Annotated in this window: 9 protein-coding genes; 4 read left to right on the forward strand and 5 right to left on the reverse strand. The window is 72.0% G+C overall.

All coding sequences use genetic code 11. The features are described from left to right. Positions 1-228 precede the first annotated feature (228 nt). The 4 genes from rfbA to WBK31_RS11855 all read left to right on the forward strand — a co-directional run bounded on the left by rfbA (position 229) and on the right by WBK31_RS11855 (position 3835). The gene (rfbA, locus tag WBK31_RS11840; RefSeq protein WP_364070060.1) at positions 229-1104 is read left to right on the forward strand and encodes a glucose-1-phosphate thymidylyltransferase RfbA; all 876 of its coding nucleotides are present in this window, start codon (positions 229-231) and stop codon (positions 1102-1104) included. Then, positions 1101-2045, forward strand: a complete 945-nt coding sequence (rfbB, locus tag WBK31_RS11845; RefSeq protein WP_364070058.1) for a dTDP-glucose 4,6-dehydratase — start codon at positions 1101-1103, stop codon at positions 2043-2045. Before rfbA ends, rfbB begins: the two co-directional genes overlap by 4 nt. Before the next feature lie 63 nt (positions 2046-2108). Beyond that, positions 2109-2726, forward strand: coding sequence for a dTDP-4-dehydrorhamnose 3,5-epimerase (rfbC, locus tag WBK31_RS11850; RefSeq protein WP_364070056.1), 618 nt, complete (start codon positions 2109-2111; stop codon positions 2724-2726). After that, a complete protein-coding gene (locus tag WBK31_RS11855) occupies positions 2723-3835 on the forward strand; it encodes a DegT/DnrJ/EryC1/StrS family aminotransferase (RefSeq protein ID WP_364070054.1) in 1113 nt (370 codons plus the stop codon). Before rfbC ends, WBK31_RS11855 begins: the two co-directional genes overlap by 4 nt. A 280-nt stretch (positions 3836-4115) precedes the next feature. Here the strand turns inward: WBK31_RS11855 and WBK31_RS11860 are convergent, their stop codons facing one another. The 5 genes from WBK31_RS11860 to WBK31_RS11880 all read right to left on the reverse strand — a co-directional run bounded on the left by WBK31_RS11860 (position 4116) and on the right by WBK31_RS11880 (position 19777). Continuing rightward, positions 4116-5771, reverse strand: coding sequence for a type I polyketide synthase (locus WBK31_RS11860; RefSeq protein ID WP_406674802.1), 1656 nt, complete (start codon positions 5769-5771; stop codon positions 4116-4118). 23 nt (positions 5772-5794) lie between these two features. After that, positions 5795-14896, reverse strand: a complete 9102-nt coding sequence (locus tag WBK31_RS11865) for an SDR family NAD(P)-dependent oxidoreductase (protein WP_406674803.1) — start codon at positions 14894-14896, stop codon at positions 5795-5797. Next, entirely contained in the window at positions 14893-17721 is a 2829-nt protein-coding gene (locus WBK31_RS11870; RefSeq protein WP_406674804.1) for an AMP-binding protein, read from the reverse strand. The genes WBK31_RS11865 and WBK31_RS11870 overlap by 4 nt, the downstream gene beginning before the upstream one ends. A 260-nt stretch (positions 17722-17981) precedes the next feature. Further along, a complete protein-coding gene (locus WBK31_RS11875; protein ID WP_378789676.1) occupies positions 17982-18188 on the reverse strand; it encodes an acyl-CoA carboxylase epsilon subunit in 207 nt (68 codons plus the stop codon). After that, positions 18185-19777: an acyl-CoA carboxylase subunit beta gene (locus WBK31_RS11880; RefSeq protein ID WP_378789674.1), complete on the reverse strand. Its 1593-nt coding sequence runs from the start codon at positions 19775-19777 to the stop codon at positions 18185-18187. Before WBK31_RS11880 ends, WBK31_RS11875 begins: the two co-directional genes overlap by 4 nt. Positions 19778-19935 lie beyond the last annotated feature (158 nt).

The following is a 19935-nucleotide window of genomic DNA, read 5'->3' on the forward strand; positions in this document are numbered from 1 at the left end:
TGTGGGCCGGGCGATGCCGGTCAGCCCCTACCCTCCCCTAAATCCGGCCCCTTGCCGCACCCATTCGCGACGGCCCGTGCACGGTCCCCTATTCAGCGATTTCCCGGGCCAGGAGGTTCGTTACCGAAACCCCTAATGGACCCCCCTTCTCCGGCCCGCGACCTTGCCGCCCGCCTTCGCCGCTGCTTAGCCTCGGGACCACTTCCACGCAGCAGAGAGGTACAGGCCGTGAAGGGAATCGTGCTCGCGGGAGGCCGGGGGACGCGGCTGCATCCGATCACCGCCGCGGTCTCCAAACAACTGCTCCCGGTGAGCGACAAACCGATGATCTACTACCCGATATCGGTGCTCATGCTGGCCGGTATCCGGGATATCCTCCTCATTTCCTCGCCCGACCAGCTGCCGAACTACGTGCGCCTGCTCGGCGACGGCTCACGCTTCGGGCTGAACATCTCCTACGCCGCCCAGGAATCGCCGGACGGCATCGCACAGGCGTTTCTCATCGGCGCCTCCCATATCGGCGGCGGGCCTTCCGCGCTCATCCTCGGCGACAACATCTTCCACGGGCCGTCGTTCTCGGAGGTGCTGGAGGAGAACGCCCGCGACGTCAAGGGATGCGTGCTGTTCGGATACCCGGTGAGCGACCCAGGCCGGTACGGCGTCGGCCTCACCGACGAGAACGGCAGGCTCATCTCCATCGAGGAGAAACCCGAGAAACCCCGCTCCAACAGGGCCATCACCGGCCTGTACTTCTACGACAGCGACGTCGTCGACATCGCCGAGAACCTCAAACCCTCCGAGCGCGGCGAGCTGGAGATCACCGACGTGAACCTCGCCTACGTGCGTGAGGGCCGCGCCAAGCTGGTGGACCTCGGCCGCGGTTTCGCCTGGCTCGACACCGGCACGCCGGAGACGCTGCTCCAGGCGGGCCAGTACGTGCAGACACTCGAACAACGCCAGGGCGTGCGCATCGCCTGCCTGGAGGAGGTCGCGCTCCGCATGGACTTCATCGACGCCGAGCAGTGCTACCGGCTCGGAGCCGAGCAGGCCCAGTCCGGCTACGGCCAGTACGTCATGAGCATCGCGAGCAGCTACCAGCGATGAGGATCCTCGTCACCGGCGGCGCCGGATTCATCGGCTCCTGCTACGTCCGCACCCTCGCCGAGCGCGGCGAACACCAGCTGACCGTCCTCGACAAGCTCACCTACGCCGGCAACCTGGCCAACCTCGCCCCCGCCGAAGGCCGCTACACGTTCGTGCACGGCGACATCTGCGACGCCCGCCTCGTCGGCAAGCTGATGGCCGAGCACGACCAGGTGGTGCACTTCGCCGCCGAGTCCCACGTCGACCGCTCCATCAGCGACGCGGGCGACTTCGTCCGCACGAACGTGACCGGCACGTACACGCTGCTCGCCGCGGCTGTCGAGCACGGGCTCCAGACGTTCGTGCACGTCTCCACCGACGAGGTGTACGGCTCCATCGCCGAAGGCTCGTGGACCGAGGAGGAGCCGCTCGCGCCCAGCTCGCCGTACTCGGCGTCGAAGGCGTCGGCCGACCTGCTCGCCCTCGCCTACCACCGCACGCACGGGCTCGACGTGCGCGTCACCCGCTGCTCCAATAACTACGGGCCGTACCAGTACCCCGAGAAGATCATCCCGCTGTTCGTCACCCGGCTCCTCGACGGCGGCACGGTCCCGCTGTACGGCGACGGCATGAACGCCCGCGACTGGCTGCACGTCTCCGACCACGTCGCCGGCATCGAGCTCGTACGCCAGGGCGGCCGCCCCGGAGAGGTCTACAACATCGGCGGCGGCACCGAGCTGACCAACCGCGAGCTGACCGGACGGCTCCTCGCCGCCTGCGGCGCCGGATGGGACCGCGTCGAGTTCGTCGAGGACCGCAAGGGCCACGACCGCCGCTACTCCGTCGACGACCGCAAGATCCGCCGGGAGCTGGGCTACCGTCCGGCCGTCGACTTCGAAAAGGGCCTCGCCGAGACCGTCGCGTGGTACCGGGACAACCGCCGCTGGGTGCGCGGCTCATAAGGGTGCCCTAGGGGTTGTCGCCCCAGTTCAGGGCCCTGACCATAACGTCGAAGGAGGGATCCGATGCGAATCCGCGAACTCGGCATCGGCGGGGCGTTCCTCGTCGAGCCCAAGATCTTCCCCGATTCCCGAGGAATGTTCCTCGAGGTCTTCAAACAGCCCGCGTTCGCCGAAGCCGTCGGCCACCCGCTGAACGTCGCCCAGGTCAACTGTTCGGTGTCCGTGCGCGGCACCATTCGCGGACTCCACGCGATCCACCTGCCGGGCCAGGCCCGCTACGTCAGCTGCCCGGCCGGCGCCATCCGCGACATCGTCGTCGACATCAGGCAGGGCTCGCCCACGTACGGACAGCACGTCGCGGTCGAGCTGAGCGAGGACAACCGGCACGCCCTCTACCTCGCAGAAGGGCTCGCCCACGGGTTCGCCCCGCTCAGCGACCAGGCCACGGTCTTCTACCTGTGCTCCGCCACCTGGTCGCCGGAGAACTCCTACGAGATCAACCCGCTCGACCCCGACCTCGACCTGCCCTGGCCGCGCGACCGCGAACCCGTCCTGTCGGACAAGGACCGCGCCGCGCCCTCGTTCAAGGAGGCCGAGCGGCTCGGCATCCTGCCCTCCTACGCCGACTGCCAGGCCCGCTACGCCGAACTCGCCGCCGCAGCGAACGGAGCCACGCGTTGATCCCGCTGTTCAAGGTCCCCATGTCGGAGTCGGCCCCGGCCGCGGTCGCCGAGGTCGTCGGCAGCGGCCAGATCGGCCAGGGCGCCAAGGTCGCCGAGTTCGAACGGGCGCTGGGTGAGCGCATCGGCAACCCGCGCGTCGCCACCGTCAACAGCGGCACCTCGGGGCTGCACCTCGCGCTGCACATGGTCGCCGCGTCCGGCGACGAGGAAGGCGAGGTGCTCTCCACGCCGCTCACCATGGAGGCGACCAACTGGACCATCCTGGCCAACCGGCTGCGCATCAAATGGGTGGACGTCGACCCCGCCTCGCTCAACGTCGATCTCGACGACCTGGCACGCAAGATCTCACCCCGCACCCGCGCGATCGTCGTCGTGCACTTCGCCGGCTACCCCGTGGACCTCGCCCGGCTGGCGAAGATCCTCGACGACGCCGAGGCCACCTTCGGCTTCCGCCCCGTCGTCATCGAGGACTGCGCCCACGCCTGGGGCGCCACCTTCCAGGGCGCCCGCATGGGCACCCACGGCAACATCGCCGTCTACAGCTTCCAGGCCATCAAGCACCTGACCTGCGGTGACGGCGGCGCCCTGGTGCTGCCGGACGACGAGCTGCACGAACGCGCCACGCTGCTGCGCTGGTTCGGCATCAACCGCCGCGCCGACCGGCTGCGCAACCCGCCCGACGTCGCCGAGTGGGGCTACAAGTTCCACATGACCGACATCAACGCCGCCATCGGGCTCGCGAACCTCGACTGGGCGGAGGAGGTCGTGGCCCGCCACCGCGCCCACGCCGCCTACTACGACCGTGAGCTCGCCGGCGTCCCCGGCCTCGAACTGACCGAACGCGCGCCCGACCGCGAGTCGTCCTTCTGGATCTACCCGGTGAAGGTCGAGGACCGGGCCGGCTTCATCAAGCGCATGGACGAAGCCGAGATCATGGTCAGCAACGTCCACGAACGCAACGACACCCACACCTGCGTCCGCCGCTTCGCCACTCTGCTGCCCGGGCTGGACAGCGTGGCCGAGCGCGTCGTCTGCCTGCCCGTGGGGTGGTGGCTGACCGAGGAGCAGCAGGCCCACATCGTCGAGACCGTACGACGGGGCTGGTAGGCCCGCGGAGAATCCCTGGACAGGCCCGGCAGCCGATCCCGGCGGCCGGGCCTGTCCCGTATGTGGAGCCCCTGGTCGCACCCGACTCGCCCGGAAGCTCCCAGGGGCTTGCGGGCTGCCGGCCTTTCGCCTCTGCGCATGGTCCCAGCACACAGCACGGCCGCACTCCTCCTCGTCCAGCCGGGCGGGCCGGTCGAGCTGCCGGGCACCGGCGGGGCAGGCGGGCCTGGGGCAGGTGAGGAGTGCGGCCGTGCAGGCGACGCTGTTCGCGGGAGCCTTGCTACACGTCGCCGAGTTCCCGGTCGAGGATCTCGAAGAGCTCCTCGGCAGAGGCGGCGGTCAAGTCCTCGTCCTCCGCAGCCGAGGAAGCCTCGTCGGCGGCCGGGGGAGCGGGCTGGGAGGGTTCGGGTTCGGCGGGGGCCAGGCGTTCGGCCAGGTAGCGGGCCACCGCGGTGGCGTTCGGCTGGTCGAAGGCGAGCGTGGCGGGCAGCGGGAGGCCGGTCTTCTGGCGCAGGCGGTTGCGCAGCTCGACGGCGGCCAGGGAGCTGAAGCCGAGCTGGACGAAGCCGCGATCGGCGTCGATCATGTCCGCCGAGTCGTGTCCGAGCGCCATCGCCGCCTCGGCCTGGACCAGCTCGAGCAGCACCCGGTCCCGTTCCCGCGCGGGCAGCCCGGCCAGCCGCTCGCGCAGCCCGGCCGCGTCACCCGACCCGTTGGCCCGCTCGGCCACGGCGGCCGTACGGCGCGGGCCCACCAGGTCGCGTAGCAGCGCGGGCAGGTCGTCGCCGCGCGTGCGCAGCGTACGCACGTCCGGCTGGATCGGCGCGAGCACCGGCGCGGGCACCCGCAGCGCCGCGTCCAACAGCGCCAGCCCCGTCTCCGCGGAGATCGCCGGTATTCCGAGGTTGCGCACCCGGGCCAGGTCGGCCTCCTGCAGCGGACCGCCGAGCCCGGTGTCCACCGCCCACATGCCCCAGGTGAGGGATGTGGCGGGCAGTCCGGCGGCGGCGCGTTCGACGGCGAGGGCGTCGAGGAAGGCGTTGGCCGCCGCGTAGTCGCCCTGCCCGGCGGCGAGCACCATCCCGCCGGCCGACGAGAACAGGACGAAGCGGGCGATGTCGTGCTTCTGCGTGAGCTCGTGCAGGTGCCAGGCGGCATCCGCCTTGGGCCGCAGCACCCGGTCAAGCCCGTCCTCCGTCAGGTTGCCGAGCAGCCCGCCCGCGACCGCACCCGCCGCGTGCACCACCGCGCGCAAGGGGTGGGCGTCGGGGATCTGCTCCAGCAGGGCGGCGAGGGCGTCGCGGTCGGCGACGTCGCAGGCGGCGATCGTCACCTCGGCGCCCAGCCCGGCCAGCTCGTCACGGAGGTCGGTGGCTCCTGGGGCGTCCTGGCCGCGGCGGGAGACCAGGAGCAGATGGCGTACGCCGTGCTGGGTGACCAGGTGCCTGGCCATGAGGGCGCCCAGGCCGCCGGTGCCGCCGGTGATCAGCGTCGTCCCGTCGACCGGCCAGGGGCCGGAGAACCGGTCGTCGGCTGCGCGGCCGTTGCCCGGTCGCGTGGCGCGGGTCAGCCGGGGGACCCACGGGCGGCCGTCGCGGATCGCCAGCTCAGGCTCCCCGGCGGCCAGCGCGACGCGCACACCCTCCGCCACGTCACCGGCCGGCTCGAGATCGACGATAACGATCCGGCCCGGGTTCTCCTCCTGGGCGGCACGTACCAGGCCCCAGACCGCGGCCCGCGCCGGGTCCGGTGCCTCGCCGTCGCGCACCGCCACCGCACCCCGCGTGACCACCACGGCCTGCCGGCCGCCCTGCTCCGCAGACCACTCCTTCAGGCCGGTGAGGACCGGGCGGAGGGCCCGCCGTACGCGATCGGGCGCGCTGCCGCCGGAGGTCTCAGCGGTGACGTCGATGACGAGCGCGCCGGAGACGTCCACCGCGCCGGGATGTCCTGGCGGCGTTACCGGCCGCCATGCCACCGTGAGCAGCGACCCCGCCGCCGGCCGGCCTGCGCCAGCTGCTCGGCCTGGACCGGCCGGGACACCACCGTCTCCACCGTGGCCACCGGCCGTCCCGAAGAGTCGGCCAGGTCCAGCCGGGTGACCTCGTCGCCGTCCAGCCTGCGCAGCCGTACGCGCACCGCGTCGGCGCCGGCGGCGTGCAGGGTGACGCCGTTCCAGTTGAACGGGATCAGCGTGGCCTTCGGCCCGGCCACCAGATCCACGTGCATCGCGGCGTCGAGCAGCGCGGGGTGCAGGCCGTACCGGGACGAGGACCCGGCCTCCTGGGGGAGCGTCACTTCGGCGTACAGGTCGTCGCCGTCTCTCCAGGCCCGGGTGAGGCCGTGGAAGGACGGGCCGTAGCCGTAACCGTGGTCGACGAGGCGCTCGTACAGGCCGGTGGTGTCCAGGGGCTGGGCATCGGACGGTGGCCATGCCTGCATATCCGCCGGTACGTTGCCCGGGGCCGGGATGAGCGCGCCGGTGGCGTGCCGGGTCCACTGTCCGCCGTCGCTCCTGGAGTGGATGGTGATCTGCCGTCGGCCGTCGCCGTCGGGGGCGGTCACGGAGACCTGGATGACGACGTCACCGCCATCGGGGACGGGCAGAGGCGTGTGCAGGGTCAGCTCGTCGATCGTCGGGCAGCCCACCTGCTCGCCGGCGTGCAGGGCCAGCTCCACGAAGCCGGTACCGGGGAGGATGGTGGTGCCACTGATCACGTGGTCGGCGAGCCACGACTCGGTGATCGCCGACAGGCGGCCGGTCAGGATCGCGCCGCCGTCCGGCTGCTCCACGACCGCGCCCAGGATCGGGTGGTCGATGGCGGTCTGGCCGAGCGACGCCGCGTCACCGGACGAGGCGGGCTGGAACCAGTAGTGCCGCCGCTGGAAGGCATAGGTGGGCAGATCCAGAGGCTTCACGGTGCTCAAGCCCGGCCAGGCGGACCAGTTCACGTCGGTGCCGCTCGCCCAGGCTTGGCCTAGGCCGGTGATGAGGTGAGTGGTCTCGTCGCGGTCTCGGCGGATGAGGGGTACGACGGCGGGATCGGCGTCGGTGAGGGTCTGTTCGACCATGGGGGTGAGCTGGGCGTCTGGACCTGCTTCGATGAAGCAGGTGACGCCTTGCTCGTGCAGGGTGGTGACGCTGTCGGCGAAGCGGACCGGGCGGCGTACGTGCTCCACCCAGTACGCGGGCTCGGTGATCTCTTCGCCTGCCAGGTCGCCGGAGACATTGGAGATGAGCGCCAGCTCCGGGCGTCGCAGTGTCAGCCCGGCGACGACCTGTTCGAACTCGGCCAGCATCGGCTCCATCAACGGCGAGTGGAACGCATGCGACACCCGCAGCGGGCGGGTCCGATGCCCCTGCTCACGCGCCCACTCGACGATCTCGGTGACCTGGTCGGCGGCACCGGAGATCACGACCGCGCCAGGTGCGTTCACCGCGGCGATGGCCACCTGATCGTAACGAGCCAGCACGGAGGCGATCTCGTCCTCACCGCAGCCGATCGCGGCCATCGCACCACCGGCCGGCAACGCCTGCATGAGCCGCCCGCGAGCGGCCACCAGACGGCACGCATCCGCCAGGTCGAGTACTCCGGCGACGTGTGCGGCGGTGATCTCACCCAGCGAGTGCCCGGCCACGAAGTCCGGCCGGATGCCGAACGACTCCAGCAGCCGGAACAAGGCGGTCTCGAAGGCGAACAACCCGGCCTGCGCGAACACCGTCTGATCCAGCACCTCGTCAGGGGCCGAGTCGCCGAGGATGATGTCGCGCACGCTCAGCCCACCGGCCAGCCCGGCTGCGACATCCGTCCCGGCGAGTTCTGCTTGCAGCAGCTCGCAGGCTTCGTCGAAGGCTCGGGCGAAGACCGGGAACGCCGCATACAGCTCCCGCCCCATCCCCGACCGCTGAGCACCCTGGCCGGAGAACACCACGGCCAAACGGCCGGATCGCACTCGGCCCTGGACTCCAGAGGACGCCCCCAGCTCGCCGCCAGCCAAAGCGCGCAGCCCAGCCAGCAGACCATCCCGATCCGACACCGGCAGCACCGCCCGGTGCTCCAAAGCAGCCCGGCGCGACAGCCCACCCGCCACCTCCAGCGGTTGCGCCTCCTGATGCTCGGCCACGTAGGCGGCGAGCTGGTCGGCCTGGGCGCGCAGCGCGGGCTCGGTCTTGGCCGAGACCAGCACCGGCAGCACGGTGCCGCCCGCGTCAACCGGCTTCGGGCTTTCCTCGGCGGGTGGTTCCTCGATGATGACGTGGGCGTTCGTGCCGGAGATGCCGAAGGAGGACACGCCCGCGCGGCGCGGCCGATCGGCCTGCTTGGGCCAGGGCTTCGGCTCGGTGAGCAGCTCCACCGCTCCGGCGGACCAGTCCACCTTCGACGACGGGGCGTCCACGTGCAGGGTCTTGGGCAGCAGCTCGTGCTGCATGGCCAGGATCATCTTGATCACACCGGCCACGCCGGCGGCCGCCTGGGTGTGGCCCAGGTTCGACTTGACCGAGCCCAGCCACAACGGCTCCTTGCGGTCCTGGCCGTAGGTCGCCAGCAGCGCTTGGGCCTCGATCGGGTCGCCCAGGGAGGTGCCGGTGCCGTGGCCTTCGACCACGTCCACCTGGTCAGGGCCGATCCCCGCCGACGCGAGCGCCTGCGCGATCACCCGCTCCTGCGAAGGCCCGTTGGGGGCCGTCAGACCATTGGAGGCACCGTCCTGGTTGACGGCGCTGCCGCGTACGACGGCCAGGACCCGATGCCCGCGACGGCGGGCATCGGACAGCCGCTCGACCACCAGCACGCCGACGCCTTCACCCCAGCCGACACCATCAGCGGCATCGGCGAAGGACTTGCATCGCCCATCGGCGGCAAGACCCCGCTGGAGGCCGAAGTCGGTGAACGTATCGGGCGTGGACATCACGGTCACGCCACCCGCCAGCGCCAGGTCGCACTCGCCGTTGCGGAGCGCCTGCGCGGCCAGGTGCAGAGCCACCAGCGACGAGGAGCACGCGGTGTCCACCGACACCGCAGGTCCCTCCAGGCCGAACGCGTACGCCACCCGCCCGGAGACCACGCTGGCCAGGCTGCCGTTGCCCAGGTAACCGGCGTACTCCTCCGGAACCCGGCCGGGCCGCGTGCCCCAGTCGTGGTACATCACCCCGGCGAACACCCCGGTCTGGCTGCCGCGCAGCCCCGACGGGTCGATGCCGGCGCGCTCCAGGGCCTCCCAGGTGGTCTCCAGAAGGAGCCGCTGCTGCGGGTCCATGGCGGCGGCCTCGCGCGGGCCGATATCGAACGGAGCAGGGTCGAAGTACGCCGCGTCGTGCAGGAAACCGCCCTGCTTGGTGTAGGTGCGCCCCAGTTTGCCGGGCTCCGGATCGTACAGGCTGGAGATGTCCCAGCCCCGGTCGGTGGGGAAGCCGGTGATGCCGTCGCGGTCCTCGATCAGGAGCCGCCACAGCTCTTCGGGGTTGGTGACCTGGCCGGGGAAGCGGCAGGCCATGCCGACCACCGCGATCAGATCATCCTCGCGATCCCCGCTCGTCTTCACGGTGACGGTGGGGGTCGTGCGGCGCGTACCGGACAAGGTCCTGTCCAGGTGCGCCGCCAGGGCGCGAGGCGTGGGGTGGTCGAAGACCAGCGTGGGCGTCAGCCGCAGCCCGGTCACCTGATGCAGCCGGTTACGCAGCTCCACGGCGGTCAGCGAGTCGAAGCCCAGGTCCTGGAACGGCCGATCCGCATCGATGGCCTGCGCACTGTCGTGCCCCAGGGTGGCCGCCGCCTGAGCGGACACCACCTCCAGCAACCGCCGCTGCCGCTGCGCCTCCGGCAGTCCCGCCAGCTCCGCCACCACAGGCGGCGTGTCCGAGCCGGGCTCGGGGGTCGCGGAGGGTGCGGCGGCTGCGGCACGGCGTCCGGTACCGGCGGCCAGCTCGCGCAGGACGGGCGGCAGCTCGGCCCCGCGCCGTCCCAGCGCCACCGCGTCGAAGCGGGCAGGAACGAGGAACGGCTGCCCGGACTGCACGGCGGCGTCCAGCAGCGCGAGCCCTTCCTCGGTGGTCAGGGAGATCGAACCGGTGGCACGCATGCGAGCTTCATCGCGCGTGCTGATCCGGCCGACCATGCCTCGCTCTTCGGCCCACGGCCCCCAGGCCAGCGACACGGCGGGCAGCCCGCGAGCGGCCCGCGTCACGGCCACGGCGTCTGCGAACGCGTTAGCGGCGGCGTAGTTGCCCTGACCGGCGCCGTCCACCACCCCGGCCACCGAGGAGAACACCACGAACCGTTCCAGAGCACGGTCCTGCGTCAGCTCGTGCAAATGCCACAGTGCATCCGCCTTGGGCCGCAGCACCGCATCCACACGCTCCGGCGACAACGAGGAGATCACTCCGTCATCGACCACACCCGCCGCATGCACCACCGCACACAACGGCCGATCCTCAGGGACCCCCGCCAGCAAAGCGGCGAGCGCCTCACGATCGCCCACGTCACAGGCCGCGATCGTCACCTCGGCGCCGAGCCCGGCCAGCTCCTCACGCAGCTCGACAGCGCCGGACGCGTCCGGACCCCGACGGGAAACCAGCAGCAGATGCCGTACGCCGTGCTCGGACACCAGATGCCGCGCCACCACGGCACCCAGACCACCCGTGCCACCGGTGATCAAAGTCGTTCCATCGACCGGCCACACCGCACCATCGAGCACCGACGGGGAGGACGGCTCCACGCGCTTCAGACGCGGCACCCACACCCGGCCGCCGCGCAGCGCGACCTCGGGCTCGCCGGAGGCGAGCGCCGCGGCCACACCATCGCCGGCGCTCTCGACATCGACGAGCGTGATACGTCCGGGATTCTCCGCCTGCGCGGCCCGTACGAGCCCGAGGATTGCCGCCTGGACCGGATCCGCTGGGCCGTCATCGGCCACGGACACCGCGCCCCGGGTCACCACCACCAGCCGCCCGTCGCCCTCCGGCTCGCGGGCCAGCCACTCCTGTACGCGAGCCAGCACCGAGCCCACGCCATCGCGCAGGCGGTCCAGCAGCTCGCCGCCGGCCGAGACGGTCCACTCGGTGGCGTCGATCATCGTGTCGGCGCCGGCCGGGGAGGCCGTCACGTCCACCGGCCGCCACACGAGCTCGTGCAGCCACCGATGAGTCGCGGTACGCGCACCGGACCACTGGGCGGGCACCGGGCGGTAAGCCAGGGACGACACGGTGGCCAGCGGGCGACCGGCGGGATCGGCGATGTCGAGCCGTACCCCATCCGAACCGTCGAGGCGCACCTTGACCCGCGCCGCACGCGCCCCGCCGGCGTGCAGGGACACCCCGCGCCAGGCGAACGGCAACGACGTGTCCTCGTCGTGGCCGGGCAGCAGGTCGGTGGCGTGCAGGGCCGCGTCGAGCAGCGCCGGGTGCACGCCGAAGCCCGAGGCGTCCACGCCCTCGGCCAGTGCCACCTCGACGAACACCTCATCGCCGCGCCGCCAGGCCCGGGTGAGGCCGCGGAAGGCGGGACCGTAGCCGTAGCCGCGCTCGGCCATCGCCGGGTAGAGGCCGGTGATGTCGAGCGGTTCCGCGCCGGGCGGCGGCCACGCGGCGAAGTCGTCCGCCGTGGCGGTAGCGGGGGCGGGGGAGAGGAAGCCGGTGGCGTGCTGGAGCCAGATCCCGTCCTCGGCGATGGAGTGGATCTCCACGGGACGTCGCCCGTCCGCCGTGGAGGGACCGGCGGTCACCTGGATCGCGATCTGGCTCCGGCTTGAAAGGTCCAGCGGGGCGTGCAGGGTGAGCTCGTCGAGCGTGGGGCACCCGACCTGGTCGCCCGCGCGCAGCGCCAGCTCGACGAACGCGGTGCCGGGCAGGATCGGGGTGCCGTTGATGGCATGGTCGGTCAGCCAGGGCTGGGCGGCGGCCGACAGGCGTCCGGTCAGGATGGCGCCGCCGCCCGGCTGTTCCACCACCGCGCTCAGGATCGGGTGGCCGGCGGCGCGCAGGCCCAGCGCGGCCGGGTCACCCGACGGGGCCGGCTCCAGCCAGTAGCGGCGGTGCTGGAACGGGTACGTGGGCAGGTCGAGGTCGCCCGCGCGGGCACCGGTCGGCCAGGCGGTCCAGTCGAGGTCGACGCCGGAGACCCAGGCCCGGCCGAGCGCGGTGGCGACGTGGTCGGTCTCGTCCTTGTCGCGGCGCAGCAGCGCCACCACCGAGGCGGGCTCGCCCTCGGCCTGAGTCAGGGTCTGTTCGATCATGGGGGCGAGCTGGGCGTCGGGACCCGCCTCCAGGAAGTGGGTGACGCTGCGCCGCCGCATGACCTCGACGCCGTCGGCGAACCGCACCGGACGGCGCACATGCTCCACCCAGTAAGAAGGCTCGGTGACCTCTTCACCCGCCAGCTCGCCGGAGACGTTCGAGACCACGGCGAGCTCCGGGCGACGCAACGTCAGCCCGGCGACGACCTGCTCGAACTCGGCCAGCATGGGCTCCATCAACGGCGAGTGGAACGCATGCGACACCCGCAGCGGGCGGGTCCGATGCCCCTGCTCGCGCGCCCACGCGACCACCTCATCGACCTGAGCGGCGGCACCGGAGACCACGACCGCGCCCGGCGCGTTCACCGCGGCGATGGCCACCTGATCGTGTGCAGCCAGCACGGAGGCGATCTCGTCCTCGCCGCAGCCGATCGCGGCCATCGCACCACCGGCCGGCAGCGCCTGCATGAGCCGCCCGCGAGCGGCCACCAACCGGCACGCATCCGCCAGGTCGAGCACCCCGGCGACGTGTGCGGCGGTGATCTCACCCAGCGAGTGCCCGGCCACGAAGTCCGGCCGCACACCGAACGACTCCAGCAGCCGGAACAGCGCCGTCTCGAAAGCGAACAGCCCGGCCTGCGCGAACACCGTCTGATCCAGCAACTCGGAGCCCTGGATGATCTCCCGCAAGCTCAGCCCATGCGCCAGATCGCTCACGAAGTCCGAAGCGCGGAACTCGGCTTCGAGCAGCTCCAGAGCCTCATCGAAGGCCCGCGCGAAGACGGGAAATGTCGCATAAAGCTCCCGCCCCATCCCCAAGCGCTGCGCACCCTGGCCGGAGAACACCACGGCGAGACGACCAGGCCGCACCCGGCCCACGACGCCCGAAGGCTCACCGGCCGCCAGCGAACGCAGCCCGGCCAGCAGCCCATCCCGATCCGACACCGGGAGTACGGCCCGATGCTCCAAAGCGGCCCGCCGGGCCAGCCCGGCCGCCACCTCAGCCACGCCGGCCGAGGAGTGCGCGGCCACGAAGTCCGCCAGCCGCTCGGCCTGCGCCCGCAGCGCGGCCTCGTTCTTGCCCGACACCACCACCGGCACGACCCCGCGTACAGGCGACAGCACCACAGGACCGTCACCAACAGCAGACGGCACCTCCAGCGGCGGCTCTTCCAGGATCACGTGCGCGTTGGTGCCGGAGATCCCGAACGACGACACACCCGCCCGGCGCGGCCGCCCCTCGACGCGCGGCCACGGCCGGGCCTCGGTGAGCAGCTCCACCGCCCCGCTCGACCAGTTGATCTTGGAGGAGGGCGCGTCCACGTGCAGGGTCTTCGGCAGCAGCTCGTGCCGCATCGCCATGACCATCTTGATCACGCTGGCCATGCCGCCGGCCGCCTGCGTGTGCCCGAGGTTGGTCTTGGCCGAGCCCAGCCACAGCGGCGTGCTGCGGTCCTGGCCGTAGGTGGCGAGCAGGGCGTGCGCCTCGATCGGGTCGCCCAGCGCGGTGCCGGTGCCGTGCGCGTCGACCGCGTCCACGTCCGCGGGCCGCAGCCCGGCCGCCGCCAGCGCGTCCAGGACGAGCCGCCGCTGCGCGGGACCGCTCGGCGCGGTGAGCCCGTTGGACCTGCCGTCCTGGTTGATCGCGGTGCCGCGGACGACGGCGAGCACGCGGTGGCCGTTGCGGCGGGCGTCCGACAGCCGCTCCACGACCAGCACGCCGACGCCTTCGGAGAACGCGGTGCCGTCCGCGGCGTCGGCGAACGCCTTCACCCGCCCGTCGGGCGCGAGACCGCGCTGCCGGCTGAACGCGGTGAACATCCCGGGGCTGCCCATCACCGCGACGCCGCCGACCAGGGCCAGGTCGGACTCGCCGGAGCGCAGCGAGTTGCAGGCCAGGTGCAGCGAGACGATGGCGCCCGAGCAGGCCGTGTCCACGGTGATCGCGGGGCCGGACAGGCCGAGCAGGTAGGCGAGCCGGCCGGAGACCACGCTCGGCGCGTTGCCGGTCATCAGGTAGCCGTCGAGACCCTCGGGCGCGTCGTGCACGCGCACGCCGTACTCGTGCACCTCGGCCCCGAAGAACGAGCCGACGGCCCGGTCGCGCAGCGACGTCGGGTCGATGCCCGCATGCTCCAGCGCGGCCCAGCAGGTCTCCAGCACCACGCGCTGCTGCGGGTCCATGGCCAGGGCCTCGCGCGGGTTGATGCCGAAGAAGTCGGCGTCGAAGCCGGTCGCGTCGGGCAGGAAGCCGCCGCGGTCGACGTAGCTCTTGCCGGGGGCGTCCGGGTCGGGGTCGAAGAGGTTGTCCAGGTCCCAGCCGCGGTCGGTGGGGAAGCCGCCGAGCACCTCGCGCTCCTCGGCGAAGATCCGCCACAGCGTCTCGGCGGAGTCGGCGCCGCCGGGGAAGCGGCAGCCGATGCCGACGATGACGATCGGGTCGTCGCCCGCGCCCGTGTCGAGGTCGTGCCCGCGGCCCGAGGCCGGCTGCGGCACGGGCAGACCGAGTACGGCGGCGCGCACGTACTCGGCGACCAGCTCGGGCGTGGGGTAGTCGAAGGCCAGCGTCATCGGCAGGTCGACGCCGGTGGCGGCGACCAGCCGGTCGTGCAGGTCAACGGCGGCCAGCGAGTCGAGGCCCAGCTCGCGGAACGGCCGGCTGGACGTCACCGCGGCGGGGTCGCCGCCCTCCACGCCGAGCAGCGCCTCGCCGGTCTCCCTGAGCACCAGTTCCAGCAGCGCCCTGCGCTGCTCGGCGACGGGCAACGCGGCGAGGCCGTCGAGCCCGGCCTCGGAAGGGCCGCCGTGGTCACCAGGAAATGCCATCATGCGCTCCGGGGGTCAGGGGTCGGCGACGGTTCGTAGACGCGCTCGCGGCGCAACTGGGAGACGGAGACGACCTCGCCTCCGCGGATCACCACTTCGGTGGGTGCGGGGCGGCCGAGGAAGAGCGAGAGGCTGGCGGTGAGCCCGTACGCGCCGGCGTGCGGGATCGTCACCAGGTCGCCGGGCGCCGGGTCGGGCAACTCGACCTCGCGGGCGAGCAGGTCGCCAGGCGTGCACAGGGGACCGGCGAGCGCGGCCTTGCGGCCCGGCCGGGCGTCGCCGTCGGGTTGCCGGGGTCTGACCTGGGCGGGAAGCAGCCGGCCGAGGCCGGACATGCCGCCGAACGCGTTGATCCCGGCGTCCAGGATGGCGAACGTGCGGCCCCTGCTCTGCTTGACGTTGACGACCGTGCAGTGCAGCTCGCCGCAGTCGGACACCAGGTAGCGGCCCGACTCGCAGGCGATGCCCGGCCGTCCCTCCCGCCATTGCGGCAGGTGCTGGTCGAGCGCCTCCTCCAGGCCCTTACGCAGGTTCGGGTATGCGGGACGGGTGCCGGGCACCCCGTACGGGGCGGAGAACCCGCCGCCGAGATCGACGAGCTCGAACGGTTCGCCCAGGATGCGCCGCACCTCGGCGGCCACCGTCACCGTGTGCTGGAACTCGCCGAGCAGGCTCTCCTCGTCCGCGGCGTTGCTGAGCGGGAAGAAGTGGGCGCCGACGATCCGGGTGCCGGGGATCGCGCGCATCGCCTCCACCTGCGCGGGCAGCTCCTCCATGTCGTTGCCGAACTGGGAGGGCGCGCCGGTCATCCGGATGCTGGTGGCGGCGGCCGCGGTGGCGCTGTTGATGCGCAGCAGGCACCTGGCGACGGTGCCCTGCGCGGTGGCCGCGGCGCCGATGTGCTCAAGGTCGGTGAGCGACTCCACCGAGAACAGCCGCACCCCGGCGGCGAGCGCCTCGGCCAGCTCCCCGGCCGTCTTGCCCGGCCCGGTGTACATGCAGTCGGCGCCGGTGAAGCCGGCGGCCAGCGCGGCGGCCAGCTCACCGGTGGAGCTGATCTCCGCCCGGCAGCCGCCGCCGCCCGCCTCGCGCAGCGCACGGGCCACGTCGGGATGCGGGTTGGCCTTGAGCGCGTAGTAGATCGCGGTGCCCTCCGGCATGAAGTCGGCCAGGTCCCGGTACGCCGCCGTCACCTTGTCGAGGTCGTAGACGTACAGCGGGGAGCCGAACCTGCGCACCAGCTCCTCGCGGGACAGGCGCGGCCGCCCGGGCCCCGTCTTCATGGCGTGCGGGGTCTTCTTGGCGTGCAGGCGGCGGAGCTGGTCGCGGGCGTACTTGCCGTGCGCCGACTGCGGGAGCTCCGCGACCACCTGGCAGGTGGCGGGCACCTTGGCCGGCTCCAGCCGGGCGGCCAGCTCGCGCAGCACGGTGTGGGGCTCCAGCTCGGCGCCGTCGGCGGGCTCGACGTAGATCGCGAGGTCGTGGTCGCCGTCAGGAGGGAGCGCGGCGGCGGCGCGGACGCCGGGGATGTCGAGGGCCGCCGCCTCGATCTCCACCGTGCTCATGCGGATGCCCTTGCGCTTGAACATGTCGTCGCGGCGGCCGTCGAAGTAGAGGTATCCGTCCTCGTCGAGATGGCCGTAGTCGCCGGTGTGCAGGCGCACCTCCCCGGTACGCGGGTCGCGGCGGAACGTCTTGGCGGTCATCTCGGGGTTGCGCCAGTACCCCGGCATCACGTGCGGGCCGGTCACCACGATCTCCCCGGTGGTGCCGGTGGGCACCGGCTCGCCGTCGGGGCCGAGGATCTGCACGCTGGTCCCGGCCAGCGGCAGCCCGACGGAGTCCGGGCGTTCGCGATCCTCCTCCGGCGGCATGACGGAGATGCGCTTGCACTCGGTCTGGCCGAACTGGCGGACCACCCGGGCGCCGGGGAAGTGCGTGCGCAGCGCCTCGATGGTGGCGGCGGGCAGCGCCGCACCGGTGTTGGTGAACAGCCGCACCCCGGTGGTGGGCTCGCCCCGCCGCTGCGCCGAAGCGATGATCATGTTGGCCAGCGAGGGCACGATCGGCACCACGGTCGCCCCGGTCCTCCGGAGGTGGTCCACCAGCCGCAGGTCGGCGCTCGCGTCGGCGAAGACGATCTCCGCGCCGACGGCGCAGGTCATCAGCAGCTTGTACAGCCCGTAGTCCCACGACATGGGGAAGCGGCAGAAGACCACGTCGTCCTGCCGGTAGCCGAGCGCCTCGACGAGCGCGACGGTGGCGAAGCAGACCTGGGCGTGGGGGCAGATCACCGCCTTCGGCGCCGCCGTGCTGCCCGAGGTGTACACCAGCGCGGCCGGGTCGGCGGGGTCGATCTCCTTGGTCACGGCGGCGCGGGCGCCCTGGCTCGCCAGGCCGGTGATCTCCGCCCAGACCGCGTCGAAGCCGTGGACCGGCGCCTCGGTGAGCGCGCGTACGGCGTCGGGCCGTCCGCCGGCCGATTCCGCGAGCACCAGCGCGGGGTCGGCGTTCTCCAGCACCGAACGCAGGTGGAAATCCTTCATCGCCGGATTGAGCGGCACGAAGATGGCGCCACGGCGGGAGACGCCGAAGAACAGCGCGGCCAGCCGGCGGTCGGTGGGGGCCTGCACCACCACGCGCGCGCCCGGGCCGACGCCCTGCTGCTCCAGCCAGTGGTCCACCGCGTGGCTGATCGTGTCCAGCTCGTGATAGGTCAACGTCCCGCTCGAGTCCCTCACCGCCGGCGACTCGGGATAACCCGCGGCGCTTTGGTCGAGAAAGTCGTGGATGAATTTCCCGGTGTATCTCGGCCGGATATTGCGCATAGTTGACGATCTCCCTCAGGCAGCAGAGTTCAGGCTAAGGCGGGGTTCCGCCCCAGAAGTACCCCTAGCCGCCCCTAACGTGGGAACCGGCTGTCCCGCGATAAGTCCGCCATTTTTCGCGGGTTTACGCAGGGAATTCGCCGGAATCGGCGGTGCGGGGCAAGGGGTCGGCAGTGGCCATTCGAGCCGCCTTTTCCGCCGGAGGTCGCCCCGGTGGGCGGCGGTTCGTCATGCTCTCGTGGTCCCCGGCAGGGGTTCGCTCACAGGGGGGACCCGGACTCGATCCACCGCTCGCCTGCCGGGCCGGGCACCAGATGTTCGGCGGCCGGGTGGTCTCCCTGCCGCACCCAGGGGGCCGTACGGCGGGGCGGGGGCGCGGGGGCGGCGGTGCGCAGGCGGAGCGCGCAGACCAGCGCGCAGATCTCCTCGGCCGTGGGAGCTCCGGCGATGACTTTGATCTCGTTCACATCGGCGGGTTTCCGTGCTTGCGGTACGGCGGGGGCACGTGCTTGGCGCGCAGCAGCTCCAGCGCCCTGATCAGCCGGGCCCGGGTGTCGCGGGGGTCGATGATGTCGTCCACCAGGCCACGCTCTGCGGCGTGATAGGGGTGCATGAGCGTGCGCCGGTACTCCTCCACGCGCCTGATGCGCTGCCGTTCGGGGTCGGGGGCGGCGGCGATCTCCCGCCGGAAGATGACGTTCGCCGCGCCTTCCGCGCCCATCACCGCGATCTCGTTCGTCGGCCAGGCGAAGGACAGGTCGGCGCCGATCGAGCGGGAGTCCATCACGATGTACGCACCCCCGTACGCCTTGCGCACGATCACCTGGACGCGGGGCACGCTGGCCGCGCAGTAGGCGTACAGCAGCTTGGCGCCGTGCCGGATCACCCCGCCGTGCTCCTGGTTCACCCCGGGCAGGAAGCCGGGCACGTCCACCAGGCTGACCAGGGGGATGTTGAACGCATCGCACATCTGGATGAAGCGGGCGCCCTTCTCCGACGACCCGATGTCGAGCACGCCCGCCAGGTGAGCGGGCTGGTTGGCGACGATCCCGACCACGTGCCCGCCGAGCCGGGCCAGCCCGCAGATCAAGTTCTGCGCCCAGCCCTGATGGAACTCGAAGAACTGCCCGTCATCGACGACCTCCTCGATGACCGCCGTCATGTCGTAGCTCTGCGCCGGATCACTGGGCACCAGATCGATGAGCGCGTCGTTACGCCGGTCGACCGGGTCGGTGCAGGCCACGGCAGGGGGCAGCTCCTGGTTGTTGGGCGGCAGCATCGACAGCAGGAACCGCACGTCCTCCAGGCACGCCTGCTCGTCGTCGTAGACGAACCCGGCCACCCCGGAGCGGGTGAAGTGCGCCTCCGCCCCACCCAGGCCTTCGCGGGTGATGTCCTCACCCGTCACCGCCCGCACCACATCGGGGCCGGTGACGAACATCTGCGCCGTGCCCTGCACCATGAACACGAAATCCGTCAGCGCCGGGGAGTAGGCGGCCCCGCCCGCGCACGGGCCGAGCATCACGCTGATCTGCGGCACCACCCCCGACATGCGCACATGCCGGCGGAAGATGCCGCCGTAGCCGGCCAGCGCCGTGACCCCCTCCTGGATGCGTGCGCCCGCGCCGTCGTTCAGTCCGATCAGCGGCACCTTCGCCGAGGCGGCCAGGTCCATCACCTTGTGGATCTTCTCGGCGTGCGCCGCGCCCAGCGCGCCGCCGAAGATGCGGAAGTCGTGGGCGTAGACCATCACGTCCTGCCCGTGCACCCGCCCCCAACCGGCCACGACCCCGTCGGTGTAGGGGCGCCGGTCCTCCAGCCCGAACCCGGTGGCCGTGTGCCGGCGGAACGGCTCCACCTCGATGAACGAGCCCGGATCCAGCAGAGCGTCCAACCGCTCCCGCACGGTCAGCTTCCCGGCGGCGTGCTGCTTGTCGGTGGCCCTCGGGTCGGGTCCCTGGATGATGCCGTCCCGCAACAGCTCGAGCTCGGCGATCCTGTCGCGCATGGTCTCCTGCGGCAGCTGACTCACAGGGCCCGGCGCGGTTCTACTCATACAACTCCCCCGTAGAGAGCCAGTGAAATGCATATCGACTATCCATGCGAGCCGGACATTACGGGGAGTGGTGCGGCAAACCAACCCCTAAGCATTAGGGGTGTCCCGGCGGTGACGGTCTCCCTCTCGGCTCTCATAACGGGAGATGAACCGCGGTT

This window comes from Nonomuraea sp. N2-4H, assembly GCF_045291505.1.
Lineage (GTDB): Bacteria > Actinomycetota > Actinomycetes > Streptosporangiales > Streptosporangiaceae > Nonomuraea > Nonomuraea fastidiosa.

What these genes read in the sequence shown, in the direction of transcription:
- WBK31_RS11870 (WP_406674804.1), bottom strand. Translation starts at nt 17,721, where the DNA reads ATGCGCAATATCCGGCCGAGATACACCGGGAAATTCATCCACGACTTT.
- rfbB (WP_364070058.1), top strand. Translation starts at nt 1,101, where the DNA reads ATGAGGATCCTCGTCACCGGCGGCGCCGGATTCATCGGCTCCTGCTAC.
- rfbC (WP_364070056.1), top strand. Translation starts at nt 2,109, where the DNA reads ATGCGAATCCGCGAACTCGGCATCGGCGGGGCGTTCCTCGTCGAGCCC.
- WBK31_RS11865 (WP_406674803.1), bottom strand. Translation starts at nt 14,896, where the DNA reads ATGATGGCATTTCCTGGTGACCACGGCGGCCCTTCCGAGGCCGGGCTC.
- WBK31_RS11880 (WP_378789674.1), bottom strand. Translation starts at nt 19,777, where the DNA reads ATGAGTAGAACCGCGCCGGGCCCTGTGAGTCAGCTGCCGCAGGAGACC.